Origin of the sequence: Bacillus sp. DU-106 (assembly GCF_004799705.1) — a bacterium.
GTDB classification, from domain to species: domain Bacteria; phylum Bacillota; class Bacilli; order Bacillales; family Bacillaceae_G; genus Bacillus_A; species Bacillus_A cereus.
Map to the genome: position 1 here is coordinate 3,471,226 of NZ_CP026607.1, position 15,993 is coordinate 3,487,218.

Genomic DNA, 15,993 nt, shown 5'->3' on the forward strand with positions numbered 1-15,993 from the left:
ACAAATGAGAGCTAACAAAATGTTAACTCTCATTTGTCTATTAATATGCATAACCCTTATTCATCGCATTTGCAATAGCGCTCTCTAACCACTTGCTGTCAATTTTTTTCGAATTATCATTTACGTTAACACTCGTGTTCATTTTGACATTCGACATTGCCATGATTTCATTGTTTATCATCGCTGCTAGATTATTATGATTCATTCTCTTACTAGCTGATGCCTTTACAGAGATGTTAATGTACTCACCATTTTGATTAGGTGTTATACGGGCCGTAGGAGACCCTAAAGTTTCAGGTGCTACTGGTGCCATCTCTTGCAGGCCTTCTGGTGTTGGTGTACCTTTCATTAGAGCACTTGTCGCCCATAATTCATCAAATCCTATAGACCCCCTCCCAGCTAAACTTGTAGCACTTCCACTGAATACTTTCTTACCAACAGTCGCAATATCTGATAGTGATTCATACATCCCATTATGCAATGCATGATGAAGTGGCATTGCTTCATTCAAGAAAAATTCTGGCTCAACTGCTCTTCTTTTATCCATCACTTCTTCTACGTTTTGACTTGAACCTTCTGCCTCATCAAATGGTTCTTTTTTTGATTCTTTCATCTTCATAAACTCCGCAGATATTCTCATACTTGTATTATCTATACTGCCAATTGTAGAAGAAATAGCACGAGCTAGAATTGATTTTTCTTGTTCGGCTTTACCAACCCCGGGTTCATCATTCTTAGCTGTTCTCCAGTCATTATATACACTGGTACCTTTAAGTGGTTTACGATTTTTTTCGTATGCTCCAGCACCATATAGATTTCCAAGAGTGAGGTTCTCAGCGCTATTTTCTGAGAAGAATGCTTCAGAAGCATTGATTACATCAACTGCTAATTTGTTATTTTCCTTATCAGAATCACGCAATCTTATGATATCATTCACCACAGTAGTTCTTTGTTTCTCATCATTCATTCCGGAAGGAGTTAAAAACACCGCTAAGTTATCTCCACTAAAATTCCCAGAAATACGCTTAACCATACTCGTTTTTGAAGTTGAATCACTAAAATTTGCAATATGCTGAGAAATTCCTCTATTAATTTCCGTTTCTAGAACTCCACGTCGCGTCACTGTATCGCTTGAGGAAAACTTATCTGTTGTAAACAAGTCATTGTACTCTTCTGTTTTTCTAATAATAGAAGTATAGTAGCCTTTTAATGTATCAAGGAATTCTGTTTTCTCAACTAAATTAACATTACCAGGTAGTTTCATTGAGTTAATATCCAAAAGAGGAATGTATTGATTTGCTGCAAATTCTGGAAGCTTCAAGTATGCCGTTCCTTTTGTTCTAAGTAAGTGTTCTTGGATTTTCTTACCTTTAACACCAGGATCTAAATTAAATTCCATCAATCCAGCGTTAATAACAGTTTTTCTGTAATCCTCAACATTGAAAGGTTGGGTATAATCAAACTTTTGTGGAATTGCTTCAAATGAATCCTTACTTACATGAAGTACACCATCTTTCCTCTTTGCATTTACATCAGTCATTAGCCTCGTACTATTAGGGGTGTAATCAATAACTACATCTCCTGTTTTAGGTTTCCAATTATTTTCATAGTTACCAACAAACTTAAACATTTCATTAAATACTTTTTGTTGTGCTTTAATTTCTGGCTTTACTTTAGAACTATAAATCATATCATGCATAAAGTTAGAATATATAGAGGATTCTCCCGGAACATATAATACCCCAGGCTCTTTAACCGTGTTCTTACTATGATTAATTCCACCCTGACGATCCCAAGCCTCATAGGCCATTGTGATGTCAGCAAATACTTCACGGTTAAGACCTAACTTCCTCATCCACTTAGATGAAAGCTTCTCACGTCCTTTATAGTCTAGCTGTTTTCCATTTAAACCAAAATTAGAATCCACTACATACTGGCCATCTTTATTAGTTGTTTTAATACCAAGCATTTGTTCAACATCCTTATAGAATGAAGATAACGCTCTTTCTTCAGTAGCATAGTCAGTAGTGATTTTCTTATTCATTACAGAACCACTGAATTGTTGACGAATTTGAGTATCGTAACCACGGATTAAGGCCGGTAAATCAGTAGAACCGTCCTTTTCCACTTGATGAGAAATCACCTGTTCTACCCCTTCTACGCCGTATAAATCACCCATAATATCACCAAGCATTGGGGTCATAGTAGCACGGAAACCACCCTCAGTTACCACTTTAAATCCATGTCCTGTTTCACGTTGTCTACCTAATACAAGCGATTTTTTATTGATGTCATCTACGTTGAAGCCAAGGATAGATACTGTATCACCTTTCTTAAAACGTTTTTTATCAATAATTTTATTTTTGATATTGTTAAGTTCATATTTTCCAAGAGTAAGATGATTTCTCTCATTGAACATAGAATTGATATCAATCTCTAATGGTTTATTAAAAGCGATTCCTTTCTCTTTCCATAAACCATTACCAAGACCTTGTTTTTCAGCTTCTTTTTCAATAGCTACCTCAATATAGTTGTTGAACATTACTTTTTCGGCGTTCATATTGATACGAACCTCATCCATTCCATCAAAAGCCTTCATTAACTTGTAATCCATAAATGCGTAACCTTCACTATTAGAAAGCATCCTTATGTCTAAAGACTCCTTCATTTGTCTTGCTTCTACAGGAGAGATTTGTTTTTTTAATTGAGCTGTGTCAATCATACTCTTATATTTCATAATAGTGTTAGCATCTTCCAGCTTTAATGCAATTTCTTCATTCGTCATATAACCAGTTTGCATTGTAATACCACGAACCTCATTTGCATCATCAAGAGCTTTGAATAAAGCTGATGAAATAAAACTATTTTTTGTACGAAACGATTGATTTTTACCCAAGTTACGTAACACTTTTGATGCAACTTCGTGGTCTACCTTTCGGTAATTGATTAGCTTATGTGGACTCTCTATTGTTTTAGCATAGTAGTTACCTAATGCCATGTAAGTACGAGCGTTTACATTTGTAGTCCCAACAAGCTCTTTTGAAGCTGACCGGTTATTAATCCCAACCAAACTTCCTTTTAGTCCAGAAGCGCCTTTTGCAAAATCAAGAAGTTCTCCGGCAATAGCGTAATCTTTTGCCCTCTGTCCCATCGCTTCAAAGAATGTAATTCCTTTTTCAATTGCATTTTGAGCAATAATGTCGGCAGAAGCACTAATTCCTAATCGTTTAGAATTTGCACGATACCATGACTCTGCATATCCTGTGATATCCCATTTGCTTGAAAGGAATTCGTCACTCATAACCGATTTGCTATCAAACATTTCCCTATTATCAAAGTGTAATTTACGACTTGCATCAGTAGGCACTGAATTTATTTGTCTTCCAATACGGTAACGTAGCCCTTGTCTTATTTGAACAAATGCATTATTGCCACCTATACTTTCAGCTCTCTCAGACAGCTCTTTGGCTTTCTTAGAATAATCAAGAATCATATTAAGAGCATCTGTTACCGATGTACTATGATAAGCACCTTTTACACCAATACCAGAACGAATAACAGAAGCTTTTTGGTTTCCACCGTATTTCACCTTCATGTTCTTATCAAAGGATGGAAGCTCAATAGTTGCTAATCTAGGGTTTCGAACCAATTCTTCATATGTCTTTACTTTACTTAAATCCATAATACTCTTCTTACTAGCTAAGATAAGTATAGGATTACCACCGTCCATAAATCGAATTTGAGTGTTGAAGTATTCGCTGTAAGCTGACATGATTTTATCAACAAGTTCTTCGTACTTAGCAGCCATACCGCTTGTCTTACTAATTACGTTTAGATCATTTATTCCATGTGTACCAAATTTTTTCTCAAATAATCTCTTAATACGGTTATCTTGCTCTTTTAAAAATTTCTTTAATGAACTATTACCGTTTAATAATTCGTTAGCATTTTTGTATGAACGAGCATTTTCAATACTTTCACGCATAACATTTGGTAGATGCTTCATCAAACCTTTAATTGCAGTTACACGGCTATTTGTCATCTGATTGGTTACTTCACGAACAAAATTGTCTGTACCCATGTTTTCTATCTTTTCACGAACGAGGTTTGACATCTCATTCAGAGCTATTTCAGTTTTATTTCCCGACATAACTTCCTTCTTCATCTGATTCACAAGATATTTCACATCATTAGAGGCTTTTCTATCTTGTGAAATTTTGAAATTATTAATGATTATTTTTTGCAATTCATCAATACGAGCTAACTTATATGACTTTTCCAGATCCCCAATACAATTCCCTCTTCTGTCGTTAATATAAGAACTGAAAGAAGCTTTAATTGAATTCGTGTCTTTTGCATTAAATATTGTATTGTCTTCTTTATCAAAATTAAAATTAAAAAATTTATTTCCTTTAGCAGTTACTTGAGCTTTATTATCTCCTTTCTCATCTAACTTGTTTTTAATGTGGCGCAGTGCAATTAACTTCTGCTCGTCATTTAATCCTGAATCTTTGAGAGTACTAATAGCTGTTCTCCAGACATCTCTTTCTCCCTCTAATCGTGCGACCATATAAGGGAATTTCATAGCTAATTCTTCTGTCCCACCATTTTTGATAATGTGTAATCTCCAGTCAAAATCTTCTTCAACACTACCCGCTTTATCTAGATAGTGATAGTACTCCTTCATTTTATTCCATCCATTAGTGTTGAACATTCGTTCATATTCACGAAAAGAAGCGTCATATTTTATCTTTAAGTCACGCAAATTTCTAGAAATTGCATCATCCATTGGCATGAAAGAACTATGAATTTGCTGTGCTAATCCCTCCTGCGTTTCGGACATTAATAAAAGGACTTTCCCCTTTATATCTTTAGAATCAAGCCTTACGCCAAAACCTTTTTTATCTGCACCTGTTAACGCTACATCTTTGAGGAATTCTTGAATTACGAAGGTTTCATTTGAAGGGAGTAATGTCTTTAAATTTTCTAACCGAGGTACTATGCTTTCCTTATTTTCACCAATTTCACCCACAAGATTGTATTTGTGTTTATCTTTGTCAAAGTAACCTCTTTGATAAGAAAATAATTCCTTACCTATTTCTAGAGTATTTTTCTTTATTGCTGATGAAGAAAAATCATAAGTAGCAGACTTTTCTGCTCCCTCAATAAATGATTTGATTTTTTTGTGAGTAAACCCAGCAATATCAATATTTGCTTGAATATCATTTTTTGCTAAATGATATAGATATGAAGGGCTTTTCCTTTCAATTGCTACTTTACCCGCTTTAATTTTCCTTTTCGCTAAAATAGCTTGGTAAATATGTTCTTGACGTAAACTAGCACCAGTTAATGAATATGGATTTTCAACTGTTGCAGAGTATCCATGAAAAAAGTCTAGTGAACTTTTCGCTGCATCTGCAAAGAATTTTTTTGTACTTGTGTCCTTTATTATTCCAAGAATGGCTGGTAAATCGTAGTGATGGATATTATATCCTCCTAATTTTGCATTACTAGACATAATATAGCCTTGAAAAATAGATAAGGCATCTTCAAGTTTTGTCCCTTTATGAAACAGGTTATTAAGACCACGTTCAATTACTTCTATTGTATTTCTTGTAAAAGCCGTGTCTGTAGGAAGAACACGTGAATGCCCTAATAGAGACATATAGGATTTCCCATTACTTGTTGCACTCTTAAATTTACTTTCATCAGAATATTTAGTTAGATCCAGTAATATACGATGTATGTCTTGTGAAACTGACATGATCGGATTTTGCTTTAATTTATTAATTTGCTGTTTTAATTGGGAATACGCATCCTTTTCAGGAGCGACTGCCATTGAAAGAATAGCCCCGTTCTTTTTAACAAAGTCTTTTCCATTAAACTTAGTTCCACCAAAAGATAACCCAGTCATAGCAAATAGGTCTAATCCTTTACTACTTCTCATGTGTTCAGGCGTTCCAATTGCTTCTATATCAAAGAATACTACATTGTCTTCATTTTTTAATTTTATAAAAGGGTCTAATGCTTGTTGAGCATTTACATTAAAACTATTTGGAGTACGAGCCAACTCCCAAATACCTAACGAACTTATACGATTATCTTTCGTTAATTCATTATATGTTTGAGCTATTGCACTTTGTCTGTATTTAAACGCTGCACGTTCAGTTTGATTTTCTATTCTAATTTCACCAAAATCTTCTGCTGATTCATAATCGGGTATTAACACCCTGTTTTTAATAGGCACTCTTTTAATATCTTCCATAATACCCTCCTAATAAATAACGGCGCTCGTCTAAAAAGACTGAACGCCGCTTAATGTATTCTAGAATAATGAGGAATGTACTCCCGCATTAAGACCATCTAAAATTTCATTTTTCACATCTTTCATGATGTCGATGGAAGTATTGATTCCACCTGGTCCTTCACCATAAGAAGTAGTTAATTGAACATCTACATCTGATAGTCCCATTCCTAATAACACATCACGCAAGCGACCGATATTAATCAAACTACTTAAAGAGTGTATTGGAATTACTTTTTCTCCTGTTTTTTCCGCTCTAGTTTGATTCTTACTCCAATCACCAGAAGTAATTGGAGTTCCCCCCTTCTTCTGCATAACCTTGATTTTTATACCATCAAGATTTGTGCTTGCGTTCCATCCAGCCCAATTTTCAGTTGGTAGATAATGAGTATTAAAATAATCTTCAATGCCTTCTTGTTTATCTACTTTAAGCCCCCAACTGTCCTGTAAAATTCCTTTTGTGTCTTCAGGAACATATCCTAGAATCTCTTGACCTTCTTTACTGCTATTCGTCTCAAAGAATCGAGGAATATATTTTTGCCCTTTTGGTGTTAAGGCTCCCATTAACGATGTGCTATCAGAGTCTTCAGTCTCACCCATGCTATAAAAAATACCTTTATATTCTTGTCGAGACTTTATAGCCAAGGGTAGGTACTTACCTGCTTGATTAGTTTCTTTTGTAGACGAAATATCTTCTAGTCCATCGAAAAGTTCATTAATTTGTGATTTAACGGCTTCGGTGTCACCATAACCCATTTTTTTAGCCCAGGACAATGTTTTCTTCTTATCTGTTGAGTAGCCTTTTAATCCTTTGTTTTTTCGTTCTTTTCCATCTGTATCATCAAAGAACGCTTCTAAACTTGCACTTCCTTTACTTTGAACAGTTTTACTAGATTTATCCAAAATATCAAAATACTGATTAATTTCTCGTTCGTCTTCACGCACTTGAGGAACAAAAACATTATTTAGTCGAGAAATAATTCTTCGTGCACCCATATTTGTGATTTCCTCGCCAGTAATAACTTGATTTTGAGAAACAACCGTATTACCTTCGTATAGCTGGGGCCAAAGTCTCCAATCTGAATCGTATACTTGGTCTCTCTTATAACTTTCAATGGATGTACGTTTCTGTAAGAACATATCGGCTATTTTTCCGGTGAAAGGTATTTTAGGAAGAATATCATGCGTTACCATTTCAATATATTTCCCATCAGCTACCGAGGCGTATGTATTATTGATTCGAGCAACAAAATCTCTAGTAAAACCAATTTTATCTTTCTCACCGAATTTAAAATACTGTGCCATCCAATCAGTAACACCTTGGTTATCTTCCTGAGTTAATTTAACTGAAGTGTCAAACTCTTGAACCATAAACGTATGTGTATCGATACTTTTAGGAACTGTTCCATTTTTTTCTCGAATTTCAACATTTGAGAACTTCTTATTGTTCCAATGATATGTACCTTGATTATCGTAAATCAGCCTTGTAATCTCATCAGAACCTGTTCCATCCAAATGATACTTATCAGGTGTTTCATGTGCTTTACCAAAAAGTTTTATTTCATCCTTCTGTATTTGATCATTAAGCGATGAGTCTGGTGATTCACCTATACTAGGCAAATCATCAAACATCTTATTTAGGATTCGCGAAGAATAAACTTTGTTAGAACCACGAGAAACATTACGTCGACCAATACCTGATAAGGTACTACCATGATTCCCAACTAAAAAATCTTGATATGGCGAAGTCCTTAATATTGATGATACAAGTGTTTCCCCACGTCCGGAATCTTCGCATCCAACTCCTGTTTTCGTTAAGAAACCAAAGATATCATCTAACTTTGAAGCACTATAAAATTTCTCTTTAAAAAAATCTGATAACTCATCAATTCGACTAATATCGTCAATAACTTGAATTGATTTTTTTCCGTTTGCTAAAGTATCTCTATTAATATGACTTCCCGCTAACCTTTCTTTCGAAACAGCTAGCCCTTGCCCAACTAGGGGTGATACCGCGTCGATAGTATTTATTTTTGTATTAAATGTTAGATCACATTCATCATCAATGGCTCCAGAACTCTTTAAGTCGTTAATATTAATCTCTGATGCAATTGCTTTTCCAACTTTACTTATGCTACTATCTGAAACTAATTTAGTACTAATAAAACTAACTTTATCTTTATCATTATTTATAACATCTTCAAGGAATACCCTTGCTTCACGAAGCCTTGCATCAATAGTATGAATATTGTCACAACCCAGAAACTCGTTTAATGTTTCTAACCCCTTTATATTCTTTATATCTAATTCAGATAAAATCCCCTTATTTTTTGCAAACTTCTTCACGACATTCGGTGTAAAAACTCCAGTTTCATTATCTAATGCTCTTAAATCGAATTGATGGAATGAACGTCTAAGTTTTTCAATTGCAGAGATACGTACTACGTCGTCATCAAATGTCGGAATCATGAATTCCATTAAGGTTGATAAACTTTTATCCACTGCTGGTTCATTTAAAGATATAAATCCCTTAGAGGGATTTATATACTTCCATGTCCCTCTTACTAATTTTCCAACAGAATTATCCTCGTAAAGTTGCGAGGCATCTCTATCCGTTACCTCTTCTTTATACCCAGAACGAGCATAAGACTTATCCATACGCGAGAACGCACCGAATTGTAATGGTGTTTCAATTAAATCTCCTATGCCAGATTCTGTATAACGAAAAACATTTCCACTAGTATAAAAATGGCCATTATTATTTAATGGATTACGAATATCCTCTTCTTGATTCGTTTTAGTTACACTATCAAATCCTTTATCGCCTAAGTTGCTTGCGAATTTATGAACTTGTCCTGAATCTAATACCTGTAATTCTTCTTTAGATAGACTAGAGTAAAAAGCTTGCCAAGATGTTAGATCCGTCGAATTAGTAATAAATGATGGAGCTTCAACACGTTCCTGGAAAGAATCTATTGCACTAATAGCACCAGCTTTTAAATACCTGTTTTCAATCATTTCACCTGTTTTAGCATGCGTGTATAAATTACTATCAAGAATTATATTTTCAAAGTCGAAAGATATTCCCTTTTTATCTAACAATATATTTAAATCGTTATTGTATTTATTGTTATTTAAGAAATTTCGTAACTTTGCAGTAACATCAATAGATTTTTCATTTCCTTTTTCATCAATGTCATTAATGATTAACCCATACCTACGCTTAGTAGCTATATCAAATTTTTCAGCATCTTTTAATGTAGTGTAATTAAAGCCTGTTTTCTTTAAATAAGTCATTAATGTGTTGGTCTGATTAATTGCATCTTTGATAAATTCGTAAGCATACGCGGTTTCAATTGCCTTAGCTTGGGGTAGTATTGTACCTTTATTTTCTTCAAATATTTTTTTAATATCCTTGTACCACCCAAGAGTTTGAAGCATTTGCTTTTGAAATACATTTCGTTGCGTATCACCTAGGAATTTAACTTTATGAGCATATTTTCCATTTTCCAGTTGCTTTATAAAATCATTAATGTAATCGCCAGGACTATTGAAAATATCTTTATTCTGATTGTAGTATTGGATAAGGGCTTTGAGGATCTTGTCCCCACCATTGTTTTTAATAGAAGATAATTTTTGAAGTTTTTCAAGAATTTTATTTTGACGGAATAATTGAGTAGCTTCGTATTCAAATTTGTTAAAACCCCACATATTTCTTTTGTGGAATTCGTTATAATAACGAGTAGTGTATTCCATATTCTTTTGACTTAGACGCTTATTAAGTATCTGCTTCTTTTTAATATTTCTACGGATATAATTTTCTAATTTTTTATACATCTTCTCCTGTATATAACCATCAAAACCACCGCGTAACTTTCTACTAACATAAGCAGTTTTACCAAGACCATTAGATTTCCTCTGCATAAATGCTCCTGCATCGGATACAGTACTGTATTTATAATTATCTTTACTTAACGCAACACTACCTGTAACTGCTACGTTACTAGATAAATGAGATACGGACTTACCTATCATAGAAAAATCGCGATATTCCATTACCCCTTCCCCTATAAAAGAACTTGTTTTGGCTATATTTCTAAGCACATGATTTTTCTCTTTCTCTTCACTCATATAACGTTTATCGACCATACGTCTTCACCACCTTACGGCTACTGTTGTTGAGTTTCTTCTTCACCCAATAATTTTAATCCTCGTATATTTTCTAATAACCATTTAGCTTTTACATAATACTCTGCTGTTTTAGCCATTGTCCATGATTCAATTTCGCTTAATGGGATATCTTGGAATGCTTCTTTTATTACTAATGGAAGTTGATTTTCTACTTCTTCCATATGTTTTTCCCATCTAGCTATCATAATTTTAACTTTTTGAGCTTTTGTGTAACCTGACTCCTCTAAGATAGAAAGACAGAGAATTTCTGGAACACCTGCAAAAATATCTAACGAGTAATCTTCAATAATTGGCTCTATAACGCAAGTTTTACATATATACTCAGTTCTTTCAAAGTCATCATTGTATACTTCCTGTGCAATTTTCAATTCTTCTTTGCTTAATGCACGGAAGAAAAATATGACATCGTTTATTTCTTGCATAAAGATATGCCCATATTTCTCATGCCAAATACGTAATTGCTCCTTGAAACCTACCTCTTCTTCATATGTTTCAAATTCAATAGGTAATTCTTTTACCTTGTCATCTAATAAATTAGGATCGATTAGCATGTTTTTTCCTCCCTACAATAAAAATAGGAGGCGATAATACGCCTCCTCCGCTCTTAGCTTAAGCGCATTGCGCCTGTTTTTGCTGCGAACCCTGACTTCTCTAGTACCAATTCGTGTAATAGTGTCGGGATACCAGCTTTACCATTTGTCATTTGCATGAAACCATAGTTAGCAGGGAAAAGAACTGCTTTTTCGCAGATACGCTCTTCTTTATAGAAATTATCTGCATTTGGAATTTTAGCAATATCTTTGTATTCTTTACGCTTAATTGGTCGCCATACAAAAATGTTTTCCTCATCAAACTCAGTTAAGTATACTTCTCCTGCATACATAGACTTCCATTTTTCAAGTTCGTTATAAGTCGGGCCACCTGGGAAGATTTCTTGTTCTGCTTTTGAAACGTCATCTTCATCGAATTTGTCTCCTACTTTAACAACCGAAGTTTCTTCTTGAGTCCCCTCCATTAAAGCTTCTTCTTTTTTAATATGTTTTGTCATTATACTTCCTCCTCTTTCTCTCGTTAATATAAAAATTTAAAAGTTAAAATCATTTAGTCATATAAATCCCATAATTAAAATTAGTACGCTTTTTGCACATTCCCCGAGATATCTTTTGCTATAAAAGTATATACTTCAGAAATAGGGTTCCCAGACGGATCTACTCTTTGAGAAACACCTGTTAATTGCACTCCAACTATTGTTTGAACGGTCTTGTAGCTTCCAGTCCCTCTAACAGCACAAGGATTATTTCCATAAGTTAGTAAGATATTAAAACCATGTTCTTTCAAATTCCTATTTTTTTCATTTTCATTTGTGCTATAAAAGAATGTATCAGTTCTACGGCTATCTATTAACTTTGAAGAGTTAGAGTTTGTTCCCCATAGTGCATTTTCATAATCATCTGCTAATGCTTGAAAATTACCTATAAGGTCTTCAACCTTTGTATTTTTATGGGCACTTTGACCATTTTCACCATTAAATTCTGCTAGGCTAAACCACTCATTTTCCTCTGTCATTTCAGAACTTAAACTATTAAGTACCGTTTGTAAATAACCAGCTTCTTTGAAGTTAATAGAAAAAGAACCTTGAACCAACCTGTTCCCTCTAGCTACCTTATCCCAGGTATAAGAAGCATATCCGAAGATTGGTGCTAATTGTTCCTGCATTGTCCATTCTATTTCTACAATTTCATCTATCCAGTTATCTCCAAAGTAAATTCGGATATCTGTTCCTGAGTAATAATTTGCATAACCTCTTTTAGATTTACCTGCCGGTGTATAAGCCCCATTACTCATATCTCTTACCACCCTTCATCAAAAACATCTGGTTTCATTGTTTCGATATCTAGAGCAATGAATTCCATTGTATTTTCTGTAATCATGTCTTCAACTGACATTGTTTGACCTTCTGAAATAAGGTTAACTCCATATATCACCAATTTAGAAGATTGCCCATATTCATTCATAAAGTTAATTGTTATATCAAATGGTGGTAGCTCGTCACTTTTATTGATAGGACAACTGTTCCCATTCACATTATGATCTTTCATAATTTCGTATAATACATGGCGGTCAAACACCGTAAAGATTAAGCTTCCTGCTACTGTTCTTGCACCACGGACAACACCTTTAGCTGCAATTTGTCCTAAAGCAAATACTGGAGCTGTCGGTCTATAAACAGAATAAGAGATTGTTTGCAATTGACCTAGCACTACAGATTTACCACCTTCAGGGGTTACAACAGCAACAATATCTGTACCAGCAAAACTCGTATAAGTCTTCTGATATCTACTACTCATGAAGACACCTGCCTTTCTATTTTTCTATAAACAGAACATAACCACTCGATAATATTTTTGCTACCAAATACAAAAAGAGATGCCGAAGCACCTCTTTAAGTTTTATTATTCTACTTCCCAATCATCTTGTGGACGCATCTCAACAATATTACGAGCAATGAAAGTACAAGCTTTTTCTGTAGTGTTGTCATCTACACTTAAGCCCATTCCTTCGTTAAGAATCTCTACACCGTAGATTTCCATTTTACTAGCTTGTCCATATTCGTTAAGGAAGTTGATTGTAATATCAAATGGAGGGATTTCGTCGATGAAGTTGGCTTTACGTTTTGTCTGCCATCCCTGAACTAAGTCATTACGCTGAGTTAAAGCTGCAGCATTTGCATCAGCATCTAATACCTGAGTAGAGCTACTAGCAAGTGCATCCGTTTGATTTAAGCCATGACGGTGAACAGCAGCTTGTTGCTTAAGATTAAATAGTGCATCACGGTCGAAGATAGTAAATACTAAACTTCCTGCAATACCACGTTTCGTTTACACCGTCTCTTTCGAGATATTTTAACTCTGTTTTACAGACGGACTAGACTATATCTTCAAGTTGATAACACACCTCTAAATACTTTTCTTTTTTCCTTTTTAAAAACATTTTTTAAAACACTAAGCCATCATGGTGTTGTAAAAATTTTAATTTTTTGCTTGGGAGTTCTGTTTCAATCGGTTATCCGGACAAAGGATGTCTCTTACATCTGAGGCTTGCATTTCTGCAATATACCAGTACTCTGGTGAATTGATGTTTTTAATAAGGTTCTTTTTGTAGTTATATTTTGGTGTGAATTTGCCCATTAAAGCATTGTCATCTTACATGGACGTTCAACTTGCTCCGCACTAATAAGTCTCATTACCATTTCAGGTAGTACACTCTAGTCGTTGAACCTTCTCCATCCTTTCGGAACAGGGGCTTGGCTGCTGATCGCCCATTATTTTCTACGCCATAAATTTTTCAATTCATAACATGAATATAATTATCTTTTGTTTTTTTAACATTCACGCTTACCATTTCTAGTTACGTTGTAGTAACAAAAGCTTTAGGGGTTTCCAGCAGTTCACGGAGTTTGTCATTCTATGTCACCATAGAAAGGTGGCTACATCTCAACCACGAGAGAAAGATTTTGGGTTTGGATCACCCATTACATACACAGGTCCTTTTTCACGAGTAACTGAGTAAGTAATAGCTTGTAATTGGCCAACTACCTGTCCATTGAATGTACATACGATGTCAGAGCCACCGTAAGTAGTGAAAGTTTTACTATAGCGAGAAGCTGTTGTACTCATAGGTTAATAACCTCCTGTTATTCTTTTATATAAGAGAAGGGCCTTTGATCCCCTCTTCTCATTAATAGTTCTTACTGGCTAAGTCCTTGTAGCATATACTCAGGAGGAGTTAAGTTAACTTGAACTTGTACACGACGTAATTCAAATGCCGGGATAATTTCTAAAGTTACAGTTACCTCATCTAAGTATACTCCAAGGTTTTCAATTGAGAATTTGTATCCTTGAATAGCGCCTGCTTCGCGTATTTTCTCTAATGCAGACTTGATAGCAGTGTTCATTGCGTTGTATTGTGGCATTTCATTTGCTTCACCAATAAATGGTTCTACTGCTTCACGAACAACTTGGATAGCAAGCTGGGTAATACGAAGAGTAGATAAACGAGCAAAGTCACTTTCACGTACTTTTCCAGCCATTACAATAGATGGCGCAGTTGTGATTCCGTCTGTAACAACTAACTGATTTGAATCTTTTAAACGGAATGTAACAATTTTCTTACTAGTTAGTTTAGAAAGTTGGCGAAGAGAGTAATCAAAACGGATAGCTTTAACACCTTTGATAGGTTTATTTGTAGGTGCACTTTCTTTTCGAAGAGTTGAAAGTAGTGCAGCGTAGTGAGTCGCACCATTTACATAGTGGATTGAGTTTGTTGTTGGCATGATTACTCCCACTTCAGATCCCACTACTTGAAGATAAGGTGAGATTTCTGTATCAATCTTAGATAGTTCTTCCACATATTTTCGGATTGTAGAAACCTTTGTATCTACTGGAGATTTAACTCCAATGTATCCAATCGCAGCTGATTTCATTAAAGTTTTCATTGAACAATAATCAGCAACTGTTTGAGCGAATGAACCACGGTGAATTACACCAAAGCTTGTTTTCTTCCATGTTGCTACTTGCTTATCTAATTGAAGACCAGCCGCTGTTGTACCAGCTTGGATAGAAGCAGGAGCATCGAAGTAAAGGACAATTTTACCACTGTCTTCTCTCACATTAACTTTAATACCAGTTGCATCTTCATCGATAACAGCCTTCAAGTCTTTTACCAAGTCAGCTATTGTTAATGAACTACCATTGTAAGTTTTAGCAGGAAGCGTAAACGTTACATCTTTGCCATCAACCTTTACTACTAGCGTATCGTTTGTACCAGTTTTGATTTCTACTGGGTAATTAATAGCGTGAGACTCCATTACATAAGAAGAAGTAACCATTCCACTAATATAAGGGAAATCTTCAGAGTTTGGAACTTCAGGGAAAAACTCACCAACTAAGTTAGTAGCTTCGTCCTCAAGTGTAACCCCTTTAAGAACTACGTGATCCACAGTGAAATCAAGTAGGTCACTCATTAGCATGTCGTAGAAATAGATGAATTTTCGGCGCATACGAACAGCTTCTGTAGAGCCAACTAAAACGTCTTTGAATTTAGCTTGGGCTTCTACTAGTTGGTTTCCTGCAGCCACATAGGCATCAATTGCATATTTCTCAAGTTCAGCAGCACGCTCTAAGCTGATTTCTTTAAGGGCTACTAAGTAAACCATTCTAGCTCCTGCATCAGTAGCAGCTTTCCATTCTGCAGCAATTGGGTTAACTTCTCCTGCAACATAGAAGTCACCGAATCCAGCTTGTACAAGTTCAGTTGAACTACGAATTAATACTGGTTCTTCAGGAGCATCTTTCGCAAGAGATGGAGCAATGATTAGGATTGATTCTGATCCGCCTCGTTCTGGGACAATTAAGCCACCATCTTTTAGTGTGACATTAATGCCAGGAAGATTTTCATAAAGCATAGGTTTGCCTCCTCTTTATTTTGTTATATTTGAA

9 protein-coding genes are annotated in these 15,993 nt (G+C 35.0%); all 9 read right to left on the minus strand.

Annotated elements, in window-relative coordinates:
• Positions 1 to 40: 40 nt before the first annotated feature.
• Positions 41 to 6,265, minus strand: a complete 6,225-nt coding sequence (locus C3Y97_RS17600; protein ID WP_136363581.1) for a hypothetical protein — start codon at positions 6,263 to 6,265, stop codon at positions 41 to 43.
• Between the two features lie 60 nt (positions 6,266 to 6,325).
• Positions 6,326 to 10,453 (minus strand): hypothetical protein, encoded by a 4,128-nt coding sequence (locus tag C3Y97_RS17605; protein WP_136363582.1) that lies wholly within the window; start codon positions 10,451 to 10,453, stop codon positions 6,326 to 6,328.
• A 20-nt stretch (positions 10,454 to 10,473) separates the two neighbouring features.
• Positions 10,474 to 11,046 carry a hypothetical protein gene (locus tag C3Y97_RS17610; RefSeq protein ID WP_000904181.1) on the minus strand — a complete coding sequence of 191 codons (573 nt, stop codon included), beginning with the start codon at positions 11,044 to 11,046 and terminating at the stop codon, positions 10,474 to 10,476.
• 53 nt (positions 11,047 to 11,099) lie between these two features.
• Positions 11,100 to 11,543 (minus strand): hypothetical protein, encoded by a 444-nt coding sequence (locus tag C3Y97_RS17615; protein ID WP_000160472.1) that lies wholly within the window; start codon positions 11,541 to 11,543, stop codon positions 11,100 to 11,102.
• Between the two features lie 80 nt (positions 11,544 to 11,623).
• Positions 11,624 to 12,340 carry a hypothetical protein gene (locus C3Y97_RS17620; RefSeq protein ID WP_000064652.1) on the minus strand — a complete coding sequence of 239 codons (717 nt, stop codon included), beginning with the start codon at positions 12,338 to 12,340 and terminating at the stop codon, positions 11,624 to 11,626.
• Positions 12,341 to 12,345: 5 nt separating this feature from the next.
• Positions 12,346 to 12,843 (minus strand): hypothetical protein, encoded by a 498-nt coding sequence (locus C3Y97_RS17625; RefSeq protein ID WP_000098836.1) that lies wholly within the window; start codon positions 12,841 to 12,843, stop codon positions 12,346 to 12,348.
• A gap of 105 nt (positions 12,844 to 12,948) precedes the next feature.
• The gene (locus tag C3Y97_RS27890; protein WP_000409223.1) at positions 12,949 to 13,086 is read right to left on the minus strand and encodes a hypothetical protein; all 138 of its coding nucleotides are present in this window, start codon (positions 13,084 to 13,086) and stop codon (positions 12,949 to 12,951) included.
• Between the two features lie 903 nt (positions 13,087 to 13,989).
• Complete coding sequence (locus C3Y97_RS17630; RefSeq protein WP_000108095.1) at positions 13,990 to 14,172, minus strand: hypothetical protein; 183 nt, start codon at positions 14,170 to 14,172, stop codon at positions 13,990 to 13,992.
• Between the two features lie 71 nt (positions 14,173 to 14,243).
• Complete coding sequence (locus C3Y97_RS17635) at positions 14,244 to 15,959, minus strand: phage tail sheath protein (RefSeq protein WP_136363583.1); 1,716 nt, start codon at positions 15,957 to 15,959, stop codon at positions 14,244 to 14,246.
• Between the last annotated feature and the right edge of the window lie 34 nt (positions 15,960 to 15,993).